The organism is Chitinophaga sp. CC14, from assembly GCF_048957795.1.
GTDB classification, from domain to species: domain Bacteria; phylum Bacteroidota; class Bacteroidia; order Chitinophagales; family Chitinophagaceae; genus Chitinophaga; species Chitinophaga ginsengisegetis.
Genome location: NZ_JARBFY010000003.1, coordinates 1,374,741 through 1,395,104, shown reverse-complemented (window position 1 = coordinate 1,395,104; position 20,364 = coordinate 1,374,741). Strand labels below are relative to the sequence as shown.

General features: G+C 48.7%; 16 protein-coding genes. 13 read left to right on the top strand and 3 right to left on the bottom strand.

The features are described from left to right. Window positions 1-7: 7 nt before the first annotated feature. The 3 genes from PV783_RS15665 to PV783_RS15655 all read right to left on the bottom strand — a co-directional run bounded on the left by PV783_RS15665 (window position 8) and on the right by PV783_RS15655 (window position 4,682). Entirely contained in the window at window positions 8-922 is a 915-nt protein-coding gene (locus PV783_RS15665; RefSeq protein ID WP_079467971.1) for a sugar phosphate isomerase/epimerase family protein, read from the bottom strand. 34 nt (window positions 923-956) lie between these two features. Continuing rightward, window positions 957-3,098, bottom strand: coding sequence for a PQQ-binding-like beta-propeller repeat protein (locus PV783_RS15660; protein ID WP_420988658.1), 2,142 nt, complete (start codon window positions 3,096-3,098; stop codon window positions 957-959). A 132-nt stretch (window positions 3,099-3,230) separates the two neighbouring features. Next, window positions 3,231-4,682 (bottom strand): alpha-L-fucosidase, encoded by a 1,452-nt coding sequence (locus PV783_RS15655; protein WP_420988657.1) that lies wholly within the window; start codon window positions 4,680-4,682, stop codon window positions 3,231-3,233. A 207-nt stretch (window positions 4,683-4,889) separates the two neighbouring features. Between PV783_RS15655 and PV783_RS15650 the strand changes: the two genes are divergently transcribed. The 13 genes from PV783_RS15650 (at window position 4,890) to PV783_RS15590 (ending at window position 20,198) form a co-directional block, all read left to right on the top strand. Further along, window positions 4,890-5,912 (top strand): sensor histidine kinase, encoded by a 1,023-nt coding sequence (locus PV783_RS15650; protein ID WP_420988656.1) that lies wholly within the window; start codon window positions 4,890-4,892, stop codon window positions 5,910-5,912. Then, the gene (locus tag PV783_RS15645; RefSeq protein WP_420988655.1) at window positions 5,909-6,601 is read left to right on the top strand and encodes a LytR/AlgR family response regulator transcription factor; all 693 of its coding nucleotides are present in this window, start codon (window positions 5,909-5,911) and stop codon (window positions 6,599-6,601) included. The genes PV783_RS15650 and PV783_RS15645 overlap by 4 nt, the downstream gene beginning before the upstream one ends. Before the next feature lie 97 nt (window positions 6,602-6,698). Continuing rightward, window positions 6,699-8,681 carry a TonB-dependent receptor plug domain-containing protein gene (locus PV783_RS15640; RefSeq protein ID WP_420988654.1) on the top strand — a complete coding sequence of 661 codons (1,983 nt, stop codon included), beginning with the start codon at window positions 6,699-6,701 and terminating at the stop codon, window positions 8,679-8,681. Window positions 8,682-8,701: 20 nt separating this feature from the next. Further along, on the top strand, window positions 8,702-9,340 hold the full coding sequence (locus PV783_RS15635) for a hypothetical protein (RefSeq protein ID WP_420988653.1): 639 nt from the start codon (window positions 8,702-8,704) through the stop codon (window positions 9,338-9,340). Window positions 9,341-9,358: 18 nt separating this feature from the next. Then, entirely contained in the window at window positions 9,359-9,619 is a 261-nt protein-coding gene (locus PV783_RS15630) for a hypothetical protein (protein WP_079467979.1), read from the top strand. Window positions 9,620-9,983: 364 nt separating this feature from the next. After that, window positions 9,984-10,979, top strand: a complete 996-nt coding sequence (locus PV783_RS15625; protein WP_079467980.1) for a S1C family serine protease — start codon at window positions 9,984-9,986, stop codon at window positions 10,977-10,979. Window positions 10,980-11,107: 128 nt separating this feature from the next. Beyond that, the gene (locus PV783_RS15620) at window positions 11,108-11,704 is read left to right on the top strand and encodes a TetR/AcrR family transcriptional regulator (RefSeq protein ID WP_363435328.1); all 597 of its coding nucleotides are present in this window, start codon (window positions 11,108-11,110) and stop codon (window positions 11,702-11,704) included. A gap of 13 nt (window positions 11,705-11,717) precedes the next feature. After that, complete coding sequence (locus tag PV783_RS15615; protein WP_420988652.1) at window positions 11,718-12,860, top strand: FAD-dependent oxidoreductase; 1,143 nt, start codon at window positions 11,718-11,720, stop codon at window positions 12,858-12,860. Window positions 12,861-13,227: 367 nt separating this feature from the next. Beyond that, a complete protein-coding gene (locus PV783_RS15610) occupies window positions 13,228-13,647 on the top strand; it encodes a hypothetical protein (RefSeq protein ID WP_420988651.1) in 420 nt (139 codons plus the stop codon). A 211-nt stretch (window positions 13,648-13,858) separates the two neighbouring features. After that, window positions 13,859-15,193: an amidohydrolase family protein gene (locus tag PV783_RS15605; protein WP_420988650.1), complete on the top strand. Its 1,335-nt coding sequence runs from the start codon at window positions 13,859-13,861 to the stop codon at window positions 15,191-15,193. A 132-nt stretch (window positions 15,194-15,325) separates the two neighbouring features. Continuing rightward, window positions 15,326-16,417, top strand: a complete 1,092-nt coding sequence (locus PV783_RS15600) for a serine hydrolase domain-containing protein (protein ID WP_420988649.1) — start codon at window positions 15,326-15,328, stop codon at window positions 16,415-16,417. A 205-nt stretch (window positions 16,418-16,622) separates the two neighbouring features. Beyond that, window positions 16,623-18,971, top strand: coding sequence for a TonB-dependent siderophore receptor (locus PV783_RS15595; protein WP_420988648.1), 2,349 nt, complete (start codon window positions 16,623-16,625; stop codon window positions 18,969-18,971). Window positions 18,972-19,037: 66 nt separating this feature from the next. After that, window positions 19,038-20,198 carry a PepSY-associated TM helix domain-containing protein gene (locus PV783_RS15590; protein ID WP_420988647.1) on the top strand — a complete coding sequence of 387 codons (1,161 nt, stop codon included), beginning with the start codon at window positions 19,038-19,040 and terminating at the stop codon, window positions 20,196-20,198. Window positions 20,199-20,364: the final 166 nt, after the last annotated feature.

The window sequence follows — 20,364 nt, the reverse complement described above, 5'->3', positions numbered from 1 at the left end:
CTATAAATTAATAGCCCCATTTTTTCATTACTGCCAGGTCATCGCGCACGGCATCCAACGGCGCCTGTCCCTGGTAGGACTCCTGCTCAATAATAAAGTGCCTGGTACCACCGGATTTTTTACCGAGATCAATTACTTCTTTCACCGGTATAATACCTTTGCCCAATACAGTGCTTTCGTATTTACCGCCCATTTCACCTTTGTCTGTTTTAATTTCATCCTTTACATGCATCAGCTCAAAACGGCCAGGGTACTGCTTTATAATATCCAGTGCAATACCGCCGGCATGATACATATTGCCAATATCCAGCTGCTGCGCTACCAGGGAAGGATCCGTGTTCTGCAGGATGAGGTCAAAGATCTTTTGTCCGTTCAGTTGCTGGCTGAATTCAAAATCATGGTTATGATAGCCGAACTTCATCCCTGATTTTTTACATAAGGCGCCGCTTTTATTGAATACATCCATGTAAGCTTTGAAGTCGTCGTAGTTTTTACGCAGGCTTTCATCCAGCCACGGGCTGATCACATAGTGCTGTCCTACGATGGCAGCATCTTCCACCGTATATTTCCATTCGTCGGTGAAATCATTCTTTGCGGCGTCCCAATGTTGTTTACCCATTACGGTATGTCCGCTTGGCATCAGCAACCCGAGATCGTCGAGGAGTTTTTTAAACTCTTTGGCGGAGTAACCATAAAATTTCCGCTTGCTGTATCCGGCATGTTCTACATTTTTGTAGCCCATGGCGGCGAGCTGTTTGAGCGTACCCGACGGATCTTTTTTCATATCATCGCGGATAGAATACAGCTGTATGCCCAGCACCGGCTTGCGTACAGTGGCAGCCAGCAGGTCCTTTGACAACAGTGCGGTGCCGGCGATAGCCAGGCTCCCTTTCAACAGGAAATTTCTTCTTGAAATGCTCATAATAAAAGATATTTTGGTTGTTGAATGATTACTATTAAAGGGCAAATGCCAGGTATGTATCTCCCGGTTTCTTTCCCAGTTTACCACCACCGCAGGCGATCACCACAAATTGTTTTCCTTCCACTTCATATACTGCCGGTGTGGCAAAGCCACAGGCGGGCAAATCAACTTCCCACAGCAGCTGTCCTGTTCTTTTATTAAACGCCCGGAACTTACTATCGGCAGTAGCTGCAATAAACAGCAAGCCGCCGGCGGTTACCACGGGTCCTCCGTAGTTTTCCGTACCACTGTGAATACCTTTCGCTTTCAGTTCGGGGTAATCGCCCAGGGTATCTTTCCACAGCACTTTTCCCGTGTTAAGGTCAATGGCGCTCAGCGTGCCCCAGGGCGGCATTACGGCCGGGTATCCTTCTTTCGTTAAAAATTTATTATAGCCGGTAGTGCGGTAAGGTAAATTCGTATATGCATCCACGTTCTTCCGCGGCGCGGTAAACGGTTGCTGTTGTTTCGACTTTACATCCAGTAAAAAAACGGCCAGCGCCTGCTGTTCGGTACTGTCCAGTTGTTTGAAGGCCGGCATCATTCTCCTGCCGGTATTTACCAGTTGTGTTAACGTTGTTTCCGTATATTTTGTATGGATATTTAAGAGAGATGGGAAATTACCGCCCCCCTTTCGCTCCGGTCCGTGGCACGACATACAATTGGCGGTATACAACCGCTTCCCTGCCTGGAGTTGTGTTTCCGTGACCGGGGCATGCTGGTTTTTTGTTTCCACCATCGTGAGCACCCAGGGCATTTCGCTGGCGTTTACATACATCACACCCGTTTCCGGATCTGCTGCGGGTCCGCCCCATTCAGCGCCTCCGTCGAAGCCGGGAAAGATCACCGTGCCCTGTTTGGATGCCTGCATGAAAAGCCGGCCGGTTTTATAGGACGCCAACCGCGCCCTGATATCTGCGTAGGACGAATCCGGTATCAATGTGTTCAGGTCTTTTTCCAACAACGACTGCCGCACAAATGGTTTAAAAAAAGTGGGCACCGGCTGTGTGGGCGACACCCATTCCCCGGGCAATGCCGTGTCTGCCGGCACAGGGGTTTCTGTTACCGGGTATAAAGGCTGGCCCGTACGGCGGTCCAGCAGGAAAATGAATCCTGTTTTGGTGACCTGTACCACTGCTTCCACCTGTTTGCCGTCCTTTTTCACCGTTACCAGCATTGGTGCGGTTGGCAGGTCCCTGTCCCACAGGTCGTGATGCACGGTCTGGAAATGCCAGATCCTTTTACCCGTGGCCGCATCCAGTGCCAGTACGCAATTGGCGAACAGGTTATTGCCGGGTCTTTTGCCGCCGTAGAAGTCATCAGTGGCGGATCCTACCGGCGCATACACGATGCCTTTTTCTTCATCAAGACTGAAGCCCGCCCAGGAGTTAGCTCCCCCGGTATGTTGCCAGGCATCTTTGTCGTTCCAGGAATCGTAGCCTTCTTCCCCCGGCTGCGGGATGGTATGAAAAATCCATTTCAGCCGGCCGTTACGCACGTCGTAAGCGCGGATATAGCCAGGAGCCGCTCCGGCGGCTTCTCCTACGCGGGTGCCTACAATCAGCAGGTCTTTATAAATAACGCCCGGTGTGGTGGAAGTGATATCCAGTTGATCCATATTGCGGCCCATATCGCGGTGAAGGTCCACATACCCGCTATCGCCGAAAGTATTTACAGGCGTACCGTTCAGGGCATCTATACAATACAGCCGGCCACCGGCGGTATAAAAAATGCGTTGTTCTTTGCCGTTGTTTTCATAATAGGTAATGCCCCTGCAGGGGTTAAACTGGAAAGCGTTCTTTTCTCCGGGCTTTACGGGATCAAATGTCCAGTAAGGCTTACCGGTAGCCGCATGCACGGCAAACAATTTCAGCTGTGGCGAAACGCCATACAGTCTTTCGCCCACCACTATTGGATTTACCTGGATCTGCGTCCGTTCTGCGGTGTCGCCAGTGCGATACTCCCAGGCTACTTTCAATTGTGAAACATTACCGGTATCCAGTTCCGTTAAGGCGCTGTAGTGAATGTTTTCCCTGCTGCCGCCATACACCTGCCAGGTGCGGTGAACAGTATTCTTTGAGGTGCAGGATAGTAATAACGTGGAAACTATCAACCCATAGGTGAAATTCAAGCGCATCGGAAAGAAAATGATTTCTGTTCCTTTAAAAATATACTTTTTAAAATTCTTTTTTAAGAAAACTACGGCAACGGTAAAAATAACAAAGAGAAGGCAGGTTGCCTTCTCTTTGCATTGGGTATGTAATAGATATTATCCTTTCATTTTCACTACCAGCAAGCCTTCCGGCACATCCCCGGGGTGCAGGGATGAGAGATCTACCAGGCAATCCTTCCCCTTCTGTTGCCATCTGATGGCTTTATTGCTGCCCAGTACGCTGGCTACAACGCCCTTGGCCGGCGTATAGTTACGGATCCATACCTGCTGACGGTAGGAAGGCACAAAGCAATACACTGCGCCCGGCTTTTGGGTGAAGAATAGTTCCACGTTGGCATGCTGATCAGATTTTTTCACCAGCTGGGAAATGTTGTAACCCGACATAAAGCTGGCTTCCTTTGTTTCCGGGCGTTTGCCGGCGCTCCACTGCTGGCTTACCGTCCAGGGTTTGGAGTCGTAGATCGCTTCGCCGTTTACCTCCAGCCATTTGCCGATGTCCAGCAGTTTCTGCTGCATGATCACAGGAATACGGCCGTCTGCTGTGGGGCCTATGTCCAGGAGGAGGTTACCGCCCCTGGATACAATGTCTACCAGCATCAGCACCAGGTCAGCGCTTTTCTTGTAGTCGTCGGCGGTTTCCATACGGTTATAGCCGTACGATTGCCCGATGCCCTGGCTTTCCTCCCAGATAACACCGGGTTGCATCCCGCTGCCATATTCAGAGGTAAGATAGGTGGCGCCGTTATTTTTACCACGGGTATTACTGCCCCAGCGGTCATCTACCACTACTTCATTTTTTACCGGCGACTCATTAAACAGCCAGGCCAGTAACGAAGGGCTTTGCCAGGCGGTATCTGTCAGCTCCCATTCCCCATCTGAAAATATAATGGAAGGCTTGTAACGGGTCACCAGGTCTTTGAACTGCGGCGTCATCACTTCCTTTACATACCGTTGCTTATCTTTTAACCAAAGCGGGTTAAACCATTCGTACAGGGAATAGTAGTAGCCCATCTTCAGGCCTTCCTTACGCACGGCATCTGTAAGATCTCCCAGCAGATCGCGTTTAGGCGTTCCCGTAACAGCGTTCCAGGAATGGCCCCAGGATTCATTAGCCTGCTTATTATCCCACAGGCAGTAGCCTTCATGGTGCTTGGAAGTAAGCACTACATACTTAGCGCCGGAGCGGCGAAACACTTCTGCCCACTGCTGCGGGTTATACAATGAGGCGGTAAACTGGCTTTCAAAATTTTCATACGGCGTATCTTTCCCGTAATTCTTATCATGAAAAGCCTGTACCTGCTGATGGGAGCCTTCTTTGGTGCCTCTCAGGTTGTGCCAGTACCATTCGGAATAACCACCGGGGCCAACTACTGCATAAGAGGGCACTGCATATACACCCCAGTGAATAAAGATGCCGAACTTGGCATTACTGAACCAGGCGGGAATACCGCGTTTGTTGAGGGAATTCCAGTTGGCTTCATATTGCTGGGCAAAAACCAGGGAGGCGCTCATCAGCAAAATGAGCATCCCGATACTGCGTTTTATCATAACAGAAATTTAAATCTTAATCGTCCTCAAAATTAATCATTGCGTTCACCCATAATAATGATATTTTCTCTGAATATAATAAATACTTCCCTGTCGCGCTGTTTACGGATGTTGCCGGCACATTTACCGGGGATGTCTATTCTATCTTTATGAGGGCCGTTAATGCGGGTAGCTTTATAAAAATCAGTAGCTTTATCCGGACAGCAGATGAAAAAAAATATCTCCCTGAAAAAAATTACTATCACACTGCATATTGTTATATGGAGCGTGATATTGTTGCTGCCCTATATCGTTTCCAGCGCAGCCAACGGCTACCGGATAGGCAGTTTACCGGGTTTGTTCTTTACTATTTCCGGCGTTATCCATATGGCCATCTTTTATATTCATGCCCTGGTGCTATATCCCAGGCTGTGGAACAGGCGATATTGGTGGCTTTATTTCCCGGCGGTATTCCTCCTGGTATTTTTATCTTTCCCATTAAAATATGCCATCATGCTACACTGGTTCCCGGATGTGATCCGGGATCTGGCGGCTTATAAATTTGTGTTTGGCCCGTCGGTGGGTATCTATATTATCAGCCTGGTATACTGCCGTGTAACAGATATGCTGCGCGCGGAAAGGCGGCAGAAAGAACAACAGGCGGAGCAGCTCAGCTCAGAGCTGAAGTTCCTGCGTTCGCAGGTAAGTCCGCATTTCCTGTTTAATGTACTTACCAACCTGGTATCGCTGGCCCGGAAAAAATCCGATCAGCTGGAACCGGCGCTCCTCATGCTATCCGACCTGATGCGTTACATGCTGTACGATACCGGGAAAAAGGTGCTGCTTTCCCAGGAGATACTGTATCTCAACAGTTATATTGCCCTGCAAAAGCTGCGCTTCGGCAACGAAGTGGCCATTAACGTGAAGATGCCTACCAGTGAGGCTGCCGGCAACTATACTATAGAACCCATGCTGCTGATTCCATTTGTAGAAAACGCTTTCAAACACGGTACCGGCTATACGCCGCATCCTGCTATTGATATACAGCTGGTGATGAAAGGAGATGTACTTATCTTTGAAGTGCTGAATGAGTACGATAATGATCCCAACGCCAGCAAGGACGAGAACTCAGGCATTGGTTTGGCAAATGTAAAAACAAGACTGCAACTGCTTTACCCGGAACGGCATCAGCTGCAGATCAGGGATGAACCGCCGCTGTTTCATATCACCTTAACACTGAAGCTCACATGATACGTTGTATAGCCGTAGATGATGAACAACTGGTAAGGGAGCTGCTGGAAGATAATATCCGGCAGGTGCCTTTCCTGCAACTGGTAAAAACCTGCCGCAACGCCATGGAAGCGCTGGAGGTATTACAGCAGGAACCCATTGATCTTATTTTCCTGGATATACAAATGCCCCGGTTGAATGGCCTGCAGCTGCTGCAATCGCTGCAACAGCCGCCGATGGTGATTCTTGTTACTGCCTATGAAGAATACGCACTGGAAGGATTTAACCTGCAGGTAGTGGATTACCTGCTTAAACCTTTTTCCTTTGAACGTTTCCTGAAAGCGTGTAACCGTGCCAGTGAGCTGTTCCGCCTGAAAAAACCGGCGCCGGCAGAAGAACATTCTTTCTTTGTAAACGTGGAATACACACAGGTAAAGATCCTCACGGCAGACATTACCTATATAGAAGCCCTGAAAGATTATATCAAGATACACCTGTCCGGTACCGCTAAACCCATACTCACCCGCATGACCATGAAAGCCATGGAAGAGAAACTTCCTGCCGGCGCGTTTATCCGCACACATAAATCCTACCTCGTGGCGGTGAAGAAAATTACGGCCGTTAAACGCGACCTGGTATGCATCGGCAACATCGAAATACCCGTGAGTGAATTCTATAAAGAGAATGTAAACAGGATGCTGCAATCCTGAACCGTTCCCGTTTTGTCGCAACACTTCCCCCTCCCGTCTACTCTTCAAAATACCAGTAATACTTCCCGGTAGCTTTGCGGTTATAATACTAACCGTCATGAAAACAGGGTTATTTTTTATCGCACTGCTTCCTTTTGCCGCCATTGCGCAAAGCAAACAGGACACCACTATAAAAAGCAAACGCCCCCTGCAGGAAGTAGTGGTAAGCGCCGGCAGCTTTGAAGCCAGCGACCGCGCCAAAGGCGCCTCGCTTACACCTATTGATGCCGTAACAGTAGCAGGCAGTAATGCCGATATCTCACAGGCGCTGCGCTCCCTGCCGGGCGCGCAACAGATCGGGGAACAATCCGGGCTTTTTGTACGCGGCGGTACCGGCGATGAAACCCGGCAGTTCATCGACGGCACCCTGCTGAAAACACCCAACTACCCCGCTGTTCCCGGCGTGCCGCAATATGCGCGGATCAACCCCTTCCTGTTCAAAGGCATCCTGTTCAGCTCAGGCGGGTACTCCGCTTTATATGGTTCCGCCATGAGCAGCGCCCTTATCATGGAAAGCACCGACCTGCCGGAAAAAACCTCCGCCAGCTTCAGCGTGTTCCCCGCCAACCTGGGCGCAGGTTTCCAGCACCTGGCGCAGAATAATAAAAGCAGTTATGGCGTGAACCTGAACTACAGCAATCAATCGTTGTATAACAACGTAGTGCCGCAGGTACCTGACTACTTCGCCGGCCCCGCTTATGCAGACGGCAACTTCAACTTCAGGATACGTACCGGCAAAACAGGTATGCTCAAACTATACAGCAACTGGAGCTACAGCGATGTAGGCATGCGCAAACCAGACATCGACAGCGCCGCTCTTAACGCCGGCTACCAGGTGCGCGGCTGGAACAGTTATAATAACCTCAGCTTCCGCAGCTACCTGAACAACAACTGGAAAATGGACCTCGGCGCGGTGTACAGCTATAACCGCGAAGCAACGGCCAACAGTCTCACGGATGCGAAAGGCAATACCGCCGTTTCATCTCTCCCTTATAAAACAGGCAACAGAACCATCCGCACCGATTTCGCACAGGCCAGGATTGTATTCACCCGCTTCTTCTCCAAAGGACAGGCACTGCGTTTTGGCGGTGAACATTTCTATACCCGTGATAAAGGCATGTCTAACGACAGCGCCCTTGCATTAACGGATCACCTGTCGGCCGCTTTTGCCGAAGGCGATATTTACCTCGCCCCCAACCTTGCTGCCAAAGCCGGTGTGCGCATGGAATACGCTTCTGTATTGCGTAAGCTGGTGGTGGCGCCCAGGCTGAGCATTGCCTACCGCCTGCCCGATGCCAGCCAGTTTAACCTGGCCTATGGTATCTTTTACCAGGAACCGGCCAACGATTTCCTGTACCGGTACCGTGATCTCAACTTTTCCAGCGCTACCCATTATGTACTGAACTATACTAAAAAAGCGAACAACCGCTTCTTCCGGGCAGAGCTGTATTATAAAAAGTACCACCACCTGGTAAAAACAACGCCTATGCTGAGTAATAACGGGAACGGCTATGCGCAGGGACTGGAACTTTTCTGGCGGGATAAAAAAAGTGTCAAGGACCTGGACTATTGGATAACGTATACCTACCTGGATACCAAACGCAATTATCTTGATTATCCTTACGCCCTCCGGCCGTCCTTTACAGCGCCGCATACTACTACCGTGGCTGTTAAAAAGTTTTTCCGGGAGATCAGCACCAATGTGAATGTTTCCTGGGCGCTGGCTGCAGGACGCCCCTACTACAATATCAATACACACGGTATTACCGATCAGGGTACTACTAAGGCGTATAACATCGCTAACCTGCATATAGCTTACCTCTGCTCCTTCTTTAAAAACCGGAAGTGGAAAGACTTCTCCGGCTTTGCGATGGGGGTTAACAACCTCTTTGGCACCAAACAGGTGTTCGGGTATCAATACAGCGCAAACGGACAATTGAGGGAACCTATAACGCTGCCGGCTACACGCGGTTATTTCATCGGCGTATTTATGAGTTTCGGTATAGACCGTACCGACGACTTTCTTAATAATAATTTATAAAACACTAAACACACATCAACATGAAAAAGCTATTTATCTGCGCACTTCTCCTGGTAGTAGGCTATTACAGCGGCATGGCACAATCCGGCGCATTACAACAGGCCGTGAACAAACTGGATCAGGCACAAACCGTAAAAGACTACCAGGTGCTGGAGAAAACATTTTCCGGTATCAACGAACAACCTGCATGGCTGCCTCCTTACTATGCAGCATTGTGTAATGCTAAGATCGGATTCCTCCTGCAGGACGACGGCGAAAAGATAGAGCCTTTTGCCGACCGTGGGGAAGCGCTGGCAAAGCAGGCGCTCTCGCTGCTCGACAGTACTACCCAAAAGAAGGAGCTGGCAGAAGTATACACCGTGCTGAGCATGGTATACCGCACCAAAGTATTCATCAATCCAATGACGTATGGCCGCAAATACGGCGTACTGTCCGGGCAGATGCTGCAAAAAGCGCTGGCGCTCGAACCCGGTAATCCGCGGGCATTGTATGTATCAGCATGGGTAAAATACTACACTCCCAGAATGTGGGGTGGCGATAAGGAACAGGCAAAGAAACTGGCTACAGAAAGCCTGCAAAAGCTGGGAACTCCCGGAACAGATGTGTACCCGCACTGGGGCCGGGCTGACGACCAGCAGTTACTGGCGAAAATTAAATAACCTTTAAAAAGAATGATTATGGGACTTGGGATTATTATCCTGCTGCGTGTGCTGTTTGCTGCCAGCATGGTATTTATTATCGGTTATGTTTTTGGCGGCTTTTCGAAAAAACCGGCCCTTCGCACTATCACTAAAGTAGCTTCTATACTGGTGATTGTATTATTCATCGCGGCCAATGTGCTACTTACCCGCATGGCTATACGCCAGTGGAATAATGGGAATAATGATCCGTGGTGCAAGCATGGACGTGAGGTAAAAACAGAAATACCCCGTCCTTAAAAAAAGCAGGACCGGCTGTGATGGCCGGTCCTGTTAGTTTTTATAATTTATATTCCTGGTTTACCAAAGCGAGCCAGGTCTTGACGGTGGTAGCCTTCCCAGACATAGTTTTTTGTATCCAGGGCAGATGGTAATACGGCCAGGTTGTCTTTGCTGTTCGTCCGCCCTATAAACCGCATCCCACAGTGCCTGTAAATCAATTGCCGGCATAGTTCCTTATTAGACGAAAAACATTCCCGTCAAAATAGCTCAATAATTATAATTTTCAAGTGCTCAAAAAGTAAAGATGGCATAAAGCCGGCCCATCAGATGCCAAAACGGCACCTGTAATAAACTGGAAATAAATTTGAGCCGCTGGGTTATTATGGATAACTCAATTTCATTTCTTACGCATCAGGCGTCGAACGATAGGAGTTTATTAGATGCCTATTCTCAAACCGTTACCGGCGTAGTGGGTACTGTAGCCGAATCGGTGGTACATATAGAAGTACAGAAGAAGGTAAGCGACCAGCGAACGCGGGAAAGGCGTGCGCAGGGAGGCACCGGTTCCGGCTTCATTATTTCTTCTGATGGTTTTATCATTACCAATAACCACGTAGTGGAAAACGCCGACAGTATTAAAGTGTCGTTTGTAGACGGCAGGCGGGTAAACGCAGAGATCAAGGGGGCCGACCCCTCCACGGATATTGCCGTATTGAAGATCGACGAAACGGGGTTAAAAGCGATGCCGCTGGCAGACTCCTCCATGCTGCAGGTAGGACAAATTGCGATTGCCATTGGTAACCCGATGGGATTGCAGTATACCGTTACCGCAGGAGTGGTGAGCGCATTAGGACGTACGCTCCGGGCCAGCAATGGCCGGCTGATCGACAATGTGATCCAGACCGATGCTGCGCTTAATCCCGGCAATAGCGGCGGCCCGCTGGTCAACTCTATGGGACAGGTAATTGGCGTGAATACCGCCGTTATTGCATCCGCACAGGGACTTTGCTTTGCCATTTCCTCCAACCTGGCCGCACAGATTGCCGGTCAGCTGATCCTGCACGGAAAGATCCGGCGGGCGCAGCTGGGTATCGCTGCACAGCCGGTAAACCTCAGCAGCAGGATGATTGGCGCCAATAAACTCAATACTCACACGGGTGTATACGTGTTTGAAACCGTTCCGGATGGCAACTTCTATAACAGCGAACTGCATATCGGCGATATCATTATTGCCTTTGATGGCAAACCGGTTACTTCCGTAGATGACCTGCATCTTTTATTATCCGATAAACAAATCGGCAGAAAGATCCCGGTAGACATACTCCGGGGCGGCAGGAAACAGACAGTGGAAGTAATTCCCGGCGAAATAAAAAATTAATAGTGGCACCTGAAAGATGAGGCTGTTCCGGAACAGGGATGTTCCGGGGCAGCTTTTTTTTTATCTCCCGGAAAAAATATTTCATAAGTAAACAAACATTTACTTACTTTGCAGTAATAGATTACCACATGAGACCTAAAAACCTGGAGAAAGAGGAAGCCATCCGCACCATTGCATTGCAGATCATTGCCGAAGAGGGACTGGAAAACCTCACCATGCAGAAGCTGGCGAAGGCAGCCAACATATCGCCCAGAACGATTTATATAAAGTACAAAGACAAAGAAGATCTCCTGATAAAATTATTTATTGAAGAAGTACTGGGCCCCTATGAAACAGCCGTGCTGGAAAACTTTCATGCCAACATGGACTTTGCAACAGGCGTTAAAAAGCTGTGGCAAAACAGCTTCCGTTACCTCACCCGTAACAGGACGCATTTTGCATTGCTTCAGAACGGGAAAACTTCTCCCCTGCTTAACAAAGCATATCAACAGGCAAACATTGAACAGGGGCAATATTTTAAACCCATCCACCAGTTCTTTAAACAACAGGTAAAACAAGGCGTAGTCCGCAACTTCCACCAGGATGTATACCGGGCCTTATTATTCGCTCCCCTGCTGGAACTGGTCAATGAATATTTTGATTATACAGAAAGACCTAAACAAATCATCACAGAGAAAGTGATACTCGACTGCTGCGAAGCAGTGATCAAAGGAATGCTGAAATAAAACAAACATCAACATGAGCATCATTCAACACAAAAAAATAGCCATCGTAGGCGGAGGCCCCGGTGGATTAACACTGGCCAGGATCCTGCAGATGAACAACGCAGCCGTAACAGTATACGAAAGGGACATTAACCGGGAAGCACGCGTACAGGGCGCCACACTGGACCTTCACGAAGAATCAGGATTAAAAGCACTGGAGGAAGCCGGACTGATGGACGCATTCAGGGCCAGCTACCGCCCGGGCGCCGACCGGCTGCGCATCGTTGATAAACACGCGGCCATTATTCTCGATGACCATGAAAACGGCGGAGAAGACAGGTCGCGCCCGGAAATAGACCGCGGCCCCCTCAAAGAAATACTGCTGGATTCACTGGAGCCCGACACCGTTGTATGGGACAGCCAGTTTGTATCTATGTTGCCACACCAGCACGGCTGGCAACTTACCTTTAAAAACGGCAGCACTGCCATTGCGGACATCGTGATTGCAGCAGATGGCGCCAATTCAAAGATCCGTCCGTATATCACGCCTATCCGGCCTTTTTATGCAGGCGTTACCGTTGTGGAAGGCGCGGTGTATGATGCATCAACGATGTGCCCAAACATAAACGCACTCGTGAAAGGTGGGAAAGTATTTGCACTCGGTGATGCGCAATCATTAATCGTAAGTTCCAAAGGAGACGGCAGCCTGGCGTTTTATACCGGCGTAAATACTGATGAAAACTGGTATAAAACCAGTAACATCAACTTCTCAGATAAAACACAGGTATTAGCCTGGTTTAAAGCAACCTTTACCGGTTGGGATAACATCTGGCTGGAACTGTTTGAAAATGCCAACGCCAGTTTCATACCACGCCCGCAATACTGCATGCCTTTTGATCAAACATGGAATGCACTGCCCAATCTTACTATGCTCGGCGACGCCGCCCACCTGATGCCTCCTTACGCCGGCGAAGGCGTGAATATGGCCATGCTGGATGCCCTTGAATTAGGACGCTGCCTTACCGGGGAAAATTTCCCGGATGTTCATTCTGCTATTGCTGCGTATGAAAAACAAATGCGCGCAAGAGCTGGTGAAACAGCGAGAATAACGATGGAGTCGACGGCAGCATTGCATTCGGAGGATGCGGTTGATTTTATGATGAGGATAGTGGGGTAGGCTAAGCGATTGAACCTATCGTTGAACTGCTTGATAACTTACCCGAACAATCGTTATCAGCATACAAGCAACGCAAACCGGTAAACCTGACTAACAAAATTTTTGACAGACAAAACGCTCAAAGACTTTACCAACTGACCAAAAAACTAATTAAAAGAACATAAAATTACCTGCCTTTAACAACGGCTTTGCATTAGGCGGGGACCTGGCTTCGTATGACAGTTTTTTTGTAAATTTGAAGTTTACGGCTTCGTAAGGAAGTTTCGTGGTAAAAGCCCGCCCGAACGCAAAGCTGCCAACCGTTACCGGTTATTATAACGAGCCACATCGTAACGACAAACAGACAACAGAAAATAATTAACAAATAATGATAGATAAAACAGAAAATTTAAAACAAAAAAACTTTCCTGAAGTAGCGTTAAATCATTTAATAATATTAGCCAAAGAGAAACAGAAAACAGCTGATTTTATTACCAATCTTTTAGATTTACCAGATGCGATTCCCGCTGATGGGCCAATCCCAAATTTCTTTCTTTGTATTCAATTTTCAAATGATGTTATGATGCTTATTGTCGAAGCTAAAGAACACCCTATCGGACACTACGCTTTTAAAGTTACAAACGACCATTTTGAAAGAATTAAGAATAAACTAAAAAATGAGAAAAAGGATTTTTGGGCTGACCCAAGAATGCAAAGACCATTTGAATGTTATGAAGAAAAAAGCAACAAAGGACTTTATGTAATTGCCCCCTCTGGACACGGGTTGGAAGTCTTAACCCAACTTTAAGAAACAAGTTTTGCTAACAGAATCCCTGCTTTGCGCCAGCTTGTTCAGGCTGTCTTTTTCGTGGTACTCCTTCACCCGCCTGTTCCATGTTTCTTTTTGTTTTCGTAGTCGCCACTCTTTAGAAAAGCAGGATGCAAATAACAAGGTAACTATAAAAAACCCTCCTGTTTTTATAAGTATCTTTATCATGTCTTTAATATACATTAATGCTATGAAAAACTACCTGTTACTCCTCCTCGCCCTCTTCCCGCTGGCTGCCTTTCAGCCAACTCCTCCTGTTAAAGCCATCCTGTTAAAGGATGTAACCCTCATCGATGGCAACGGCGGCGCCCCTGCGGAGCATACAGATATTCTCATCAAAGATGGCAAAATTGCCGCAACCGGCAGGAATATACCAGCCGGCGGCGCTACGGTGATTGATGGCAAAGGCAAAACCGTTATGCCCGCTATCACCAGCAGCCACGTGCATATTGGCATGATGAAAGGCAACGATAACAACAGCGATCCATACACACGCGAAAACATATTATCACAACTGAAAAAATACGCGGACTATGGCATCACTAACATACTGGTGATGGGATCGGATCAGCCGATGCTTTTCACTTCCGGATTACGCGACTCTTCTGTAAATGGTTTATTACCGGGCGCACGGCTGTTTTCCGCCGGTTATGGATTTGCGGCAGCGCAGGGTGGTCCGCCAATGAAGTACGTGTATCATCCTGCTACGGTGACACAGGCTACTGCACAACTGGATAGCGTATCGCTGGTAAAGCCAACGGTAATAAAAATGTGGGTAGATGATTTTGGCGGATCAACTCCCAAAATGGACCCTGCTATTTACAAGGCGCTTATCACCCGGGCGCATTCACATCATATCCCGGTGGCGTCACATCTTTACTACCTCGCAGATGCGAAGAATCTCGTTGCCAGCGGACTGGACATCATTGCACACAGCATCCGCGACCAGGAAATTGACGCGGCGCTACTACAACAGATGAAAGCCAAAGGCATCATTTACATCCCCACCCTTTCACTGGATGAATATGCGTATATCTATGCCCGTAAGCCAGAGTGGATCAATGATCCTTTCTTCAAAGCATCGCTGGAACCCGGCGTGTATGAAATGATTACTTCGCCCGCCTACCAGGATAAGTTGAAGAACTCGCCCGCCTACCAACGGAACCTGCATGCGTTTGAAACAGCGATGAAAAATGTAAAGAGAATAGCAGATGCCGGCATCATTGTAGCACTGGGCACCGACTCCGGCGCGCAACCGGTACGTACACAGGGATTCTCCGAACATCTTGAAATGGAGCTGCTCGTACAGGCCGGACTCACTCCCTTACAGGCTATTACCATTGCCACTAAAAATGCAGCTGCTGCCCTGAAAATAGATCGCCACTATGGCACCATCGAAAAAGGTAAAACCGCAGACCTGATTATCCTGGATGCCAACCCCGCACAGGATATTAAGAACACGCGGAAAATAGCAGCAGTATACAAAGCAGGCGAAGAAGTAAGTAAAGGTCCGCTGCAACCATAGTGTAGTACGCCTGCGTACACCGGGTGTTCATTTTTGATACAAGTATTTTTATTTTTGAATACATAAGAAGATAACAATGAATGCTGTGCCAAATGGCACTCTCTTAGGATAGGATGTTTTCAAAAAACAACCATGAAACAATTTATCCCGGCATTCCTTTTATGCTTATCAACACTTCTTACGCAGGCGCAGGTAACAACTGATAATCTTCATAAAACAAAAGTGGACAGCCTGGTACAATCTGCGCTCTCCGTGTTTATGCAGAACAATGCCCGCGTGAGTGCGGAAGTAGGAGTATATACCGGCGGACAAACCTATATCTACCGTTACAGTAAAACAACACTCCCCGCTCCTAACACACCGTATGAAATTGGTTCTGTTTCCAAAACATTTACCGGCTATTTACTGGCAAAAGCGGTAACAGCTAAAAAAGTAAAACTGGATGATGACATCCGTTTTTACCTGAACGGAGACTATCCCAACCTGCAATACAAAGGACGTGCAATCCAGCTGAAACACCTGATCGCACATGTTTCCGGCCTGCCCTTCATGCTGCCCGACCGTCGTGATCTTTTCCAGCGCCCCGATGATTCCATTCCGGGCGTTATCGATAGTTTGCAGCACGATTATTCTATGGGGGCATTTCTTAATGATCTTCACCAGGTACAACTGGACACTGTTCCCGGTTATCATTTCAAATATTCCAACGCAGGCGCGCAGCTACTTGGATTCATACTGGAACGCATATACGGCATGTCGTACGCAGAACTGGTGAGAAAATATATTACCCGCCCGCAGCACATGAAATACACTACGGCGTCGCTTCCGGATGATGCCGCAAAAGGCTATAATCAACAGGGCCGTATCATGCCCTACAATCCGCCGATGTTGCTGGCTGCCGGTGGTATTTATTCTTCCGTGGCCGACATGCTGCAATACATCCGTTTACAAACTGATGAAAGTAACCCGGTAGTGAAATTAACACATCAACCCGCCTGGGGCGACATCAACAGCTATGCCATGGGTTTAAGCTGGCAGATGAACAAAACCGGCAACGGTATAAGAAGGATCTGGCAAAGCGGTGGTACGTTTGGATTTTCCAGTTACTGCGTGGTATATCCTGAAAAGAATACCGGTATTGTGATATTAACGAACGAAGCGGACCGCACTGCACAAGATGCGTTGAGCGTAGCCGCAGGAAAGATATTTGAAGGATTGGAGTAAAAGTAAAAGATCCTTATAAAGAAGTAAACGGTCTTCTTTATAGGGATCTCTATTTTGTCCGTACCCCTGTTACCGTTATTTTTCCCGATTGCATAAACCAAATTCCGGATTCGATTCCTGTGCCCCGCCCCTGCCTGCTACCTTTGCTACACTATGTTCGTCTATTGTAGCATTTCCCCTATCTCCTAAATATTAAAAACTGACCATGAGAGTTATTGCATTGGCAATGGCATGCCTGTTCTCAGCCCTGTTGAACACGGCTGTTAAGGCGCAGAATCCGGCGCACGGCGCCATCAAAGGCCGCGTTACGGTGGAAGACGGCACACCGGTTCCCGGTGTGGGCCTTCGCCTGAAAGATTCCCGTAAACAAACTACCAGCAACGAAAGCGGAACGTATACACTCCGCAATATTACTCCCGGAACTTATGTTGTGGAAGCCTTTATAACCGGTCGTGATGTGATCAGCCGGCCGGTGACCGTAACAGCAGGACAAACGGCGGAAGTGGATTTCCAGCTCAGTACTTCCAGGCAAAACCTGCAGGAAGTAATCGTGGCTAGCGGGCGTAATAAATTTGCAAAGAAAGAAACGGATTACGTAGCGCGCATGCCATTGAAGAACCTGGAAAATCCGCAGGTATACAGCATCATAGGATCCGAACTAATGCAGGAGCAGGTGATCGTGGATTATAAAGATGCCATCAAAAACGTTGCCGGTGTGAATTCTACTGAAACAGTGGGCAACGGCCGTACCTCCACTATTATCCGCGGTTTCCGTACGCAGAACTTCATACGCAATGGCATGACGGCCAACCAGCTGGTAACGGTAGACGTATCCAACCTGGAAAGGATTGAAGTGATCAAAGGCCCTTCCGGCACTCTGTTTGGCACCGGCGCGGTATCATACGGCGGACTGGTGAACCGCGTGACCAAGAAACCTTTCGACACCTTTAAAACAGACGTTAGCCTGACCGCGGGAAGTTATAACCTGAATCGCATCACTGTCGACCTGAACGCCCCGCTGAACAAGGAAAAAACAGCCCTGCTGCGGGTGAACTTCGGCAGGCATGCCCAGGAAAGCTTCCAGGAAGCAGGCTTCAAAAGAAATTACTTCCTGTCGGCCGCCTTCTCTTACCAGGCCAATGACCGGTTGAGCTTCCTGGTAGACCTTGAAACGTTTCGCAACCGCGGAACCCCATCGATCGCTTACCTCAATCCCGCTGCCGGCGTTACCGATTACAAGGAAGCGATGGGCAAGTATTACAAACGCACCTATTACACGAACGACCTTATATCTACTTTCCCCGGCTATAACGTGTTCGCACAAATGAATTATAAAATCAACAACAACTGGAACACTACCACTGTATTCTCCACCGGTGGCGTGAATGCCCGCGAACAATACCAGTTCACCGGCAACTGGCGGCCCGGCACAGACAGCATTACCCGTCAGCTTCAGAAGTATAGCCACAACTACAATACCATCCAGCTCCAGCAAAACCTGAATGGTACTTTCCATACCGGTTCAATCAAACACCGCGTACTGGTAGGACTGGATTACCTGGCCGATATCACCCAGCCAACCTATACTTCCCGCTTCATCCTTGATACCGTGAGTGCTGCTGCACCCACCAGCTTCCTGATGATGGAAAAAATTTATCCGCTGTTCCCTGCTCCCACTGCACAGGCGAATAACTTCTATAAAAGTCATCTTGACCGCTACGGTGTATACGCTTCAGATGTGATCAATTTTACGGATCGGCTGCTGCTTATGCTAAGTCTTCGCTGGGATAAAGTGGATAACCAGGGTACCACCAACCTGCTGAACGGCAATGTAACCGGCCGTTACAGCAAATCATCTTTCTCTCCCAAGTTCGGTGCGGTATACCAATTGATCAAAGACCAGCTCTCTGTTTTCGCCAACTACCAGAACGGCTTTACTTACAGCGCCCAAACGGATAAACAAGGCAACCTCTTCAAACCGGAGCAGGCCAATCAATGGGAAGGCGGTGTGAAAGCAGAACTGTTGCAGAGCAAATTAAACGTTACCCTCAGCGCTTACGACATCAGCGTAACCGATAAGCTGCGCTCAAATCCTGAAGACCCTGCCTTCTCTATTCAGGATGGAACGCAGAAAAGCAAGGGCTTTGAAGCCGAAGTGATCGCCAATCCATTCCCTGGCCTGAACATTACAGCCGGTTACGGCTTCAATGAAAGCGAGATCACCAAAGCCAGTGCCAACGTAGGCAAACGGCCTGCACGCTCCGGCGGTAAACACATGGCCAACACCTGGATCAGCTACCGCCTGGTGAAAGGGAAACTACAGGGCCTGGGCATCGGCGGCGGCGTGTTTTACAACAGCGAAACTCCTTTTGATGACGCCAATACATTATTCTTCCCTGCCTATGCGCTGGTAAACAGCACCGTGTTCTACGACCGGCCCGGTTACCGCATCGGCATAAAGCTGGATAACGTTTCAAATACCCTGTATTGGGGCCCGTGGGGCGAGCCGCAACCGCCACGCAATTACGCGGTAAACCTCGTGATCAAATTATAGGACTTCCAACCATTCATACATCCATGAAAGCACGGTTCGCTGTGCTTTCATTTTATATTTTAATACATGCGCATCAAAAAAATATTCGGTTGGCTGCATCTTTGGCTGGGACTCATTTCCGGGATCATTGTATTCATCATTTCCATTACCGGCGCCATCTACTCCTGGGAACCGGAATTGTCTGCATACACAGCGCCCTATCACCATGTAACCCCGCAGAACCGCCCGTTCCAGCCAGTAACCGCCATCCGCGCAGCGGGAGAAGCCAGTATGGGCGGAGAAAAGGCGTTCCGCATCCTGTACCAGGGGAAAGACAAAGCCGCCGTAGTCCAGTTCTTCCAAAAGAAACCGTATCACTACTACAACGTATACGTAAACCCCTATACGGCCCAGGTGCAGAAAGTACTCAACCGCGACGATGAATTCTTTCATTTTATCCTGAACGGCCACATGTACCTGTGGCTGCCTCACGACATCGGCGGTGCGATAGTCGGATACAGTACACTGGTTTTCTTTCTGATGCTCGTAACCGGCATTGTGCTGTGGTGGCCGCGCAACAAAGGACGCCGGAAAGTCAGCTTCCGCATCAAGCTGGATGCTTCGCCAAAACGGCTGAACTATGACCTCCATAATGTGCTGGGTTTTTACGCCAGCTGGATCATTGTTTTCGCCGCATTAACGGGATTGGTATGGAGCTTCACCTGGATGGCGCAGGCAGAGTTCTGGGTATTCAGCGGTGGGCAGAAAAGACCAGGCGCAGTACCCGCGAAGTCCGATAATCATGCGCCGGTGAAAGACAGCACCGCCATCAACCAGGTGTTTGCCACCTTCATGGCCCGTTACCCGCAGGCCGCAGGCTACAGTATTTCCATGCCCGCCAACGATTCTGCAGTTATCATTACCAGGGCCTATCCCAGCCGCCACCAGTTTTATAACGCAGACTACCTCTATTTCGATCAGCATACCGGCCGGGAAATCACCCCTCCTTATCTTGGTAAGTACAAAGACGCAACCGTGGCAGAAAAAGCTGTGCGCATGAACTACGACATCCATGTGGGCAGCATCGCCGGGCTCCCCGGGCGGCTCCTGATGTTCTTCGCCGCCCTGATAGCCGCTTCTTTGCCCGTTACCGGCTTCCTCATCTGGTGGGGAAGAAAGAAGAAATCAACACCCAGGCGTCCCATAAAAAAAGAAGGCGTCAAAAATTTCCATACTGCACCACGTTGATCCGGGTCGCTCATTTTTCCAGTTTAAAAAGACCAGTAACCCACGTCTTTTTAAACTGGAAAAATGTCCGTTATTGGTGAATCTTTTTAGTCTTATCAAACAGGAAGTTGTAACTTCATTAACGAATAATAAGACGCCTCAGCACTTGTCTGAATAAGACATTGTG

Bases quoted from the DNA above. Each gene is read 5' to 3' on its own strand.
- PV783_RS15665 (WP_079467971.1), bottom strand. From the start codon at position 922: ATGAGCATTTCAAGAAGAAATTTCCTGTTGAAAGGGAGCCTGGCTATC.
- PV783_RS15660 (WP_420988658.1), bottom strand. From the start codon at position 3,098: ATGCGCTTGAATTTCACCTATGGGTTGATAGTTTCCACGTTATTACTA.
- PV783_RS15655 (WP_420988657.1), bottom strand. From the start codon at position 4,682: ATGATAAAACGCAGTATCGGGATGCTCATTTTGCTGATGAGCGCCTCC.
- PV783_RS15650 (WP_420988656.1), top strand. From the start codon at position 4,890: ATGAAAAAAAATATCTCCCTGAAAAAAATTACTATCACACTGCATATT.
- PV783_RS15645 (WP_420988655.1), top strand. From the start codon at position 5,909: ATGATACGTTGTATAGCCGTAGATGATGAACAACTGGTAAGGGAGCTG.
- PV783_RS15640 (WP_420988654.1), top strand. From the start codon at position 6,699: ATGAAAACAGGGTTATTTTTTATCGCACTGCTTCCTTTTGCCGCCATT.
- PV783_RS15635 (WP_420988653.1), top strand. From the start codon at position 8,702: ATGAAAAAGCTATTTATCTGCGCACTTCTCCTGGTAGTAGGCTATTAC.
- PV783_RS15630 (WP_079467979.1), top strand. From the start codon at position 9,359: ATGGGACTTGGGATTATTATCCTGCTGCGTGTGCTGTTTGCTGCCAGC.
- PV783_RS15625 (WP_079467980.1), top strand. From the start codon at position 9,984: ATGGATAACTCAATTTCATTTCTTACGCATCAGGCGTCGAACGATAGG.
- PV783_RS15620 (WP_363435328.1), top strand. From the start codon at position 11,108: ATGAGACCTAAAAACCTGGAGAAAGAGGAAGCCATCCGCACCATTGCA.
- PV783_RS15615 (WP_420988652.1), top strand. From the start codon at position 11,718: ATGAGCATCATTCAACACAAAAAAATAGCCATCGTAGGCGGAGGCCCC.
- PV783_RS15610 (WP_420988651.1), top strand. From the start codon at position 13,228: ATGATAGATAAAACAGAAAATTTAAAACAAAAAAACTTTCCTGAAGTA.
- PV783_RS15605 (WP_420988650.1), top strand. From the start codon at position 13,859: ATGAAAAACTACCTGTTACTCCTCCTCGCCCTCTTCCCGCTGGCTGCC.
- PV783_RS15600 (WP_420988649.1), top strand. From the start codon at position 15,326: ATGAAACAATTTATCCCGGCATTCCTTTTATGCTTATCAACACTTCTT.
- PV783_RS15595 (WP_420988648.1), top strand. From the start codon at position 16,623: ATGAGAGTTATTGCATTGGCAATGGCATGCCTGTTCTCAGCCCTGTTG.
- PV783_RS15590 (WP_420988647.1), top strand. From the start codon at position 19,038: ATGCGCATCAAAAAAATATTCGGTTGGCTGCATCTTTGGCTGGGACTC.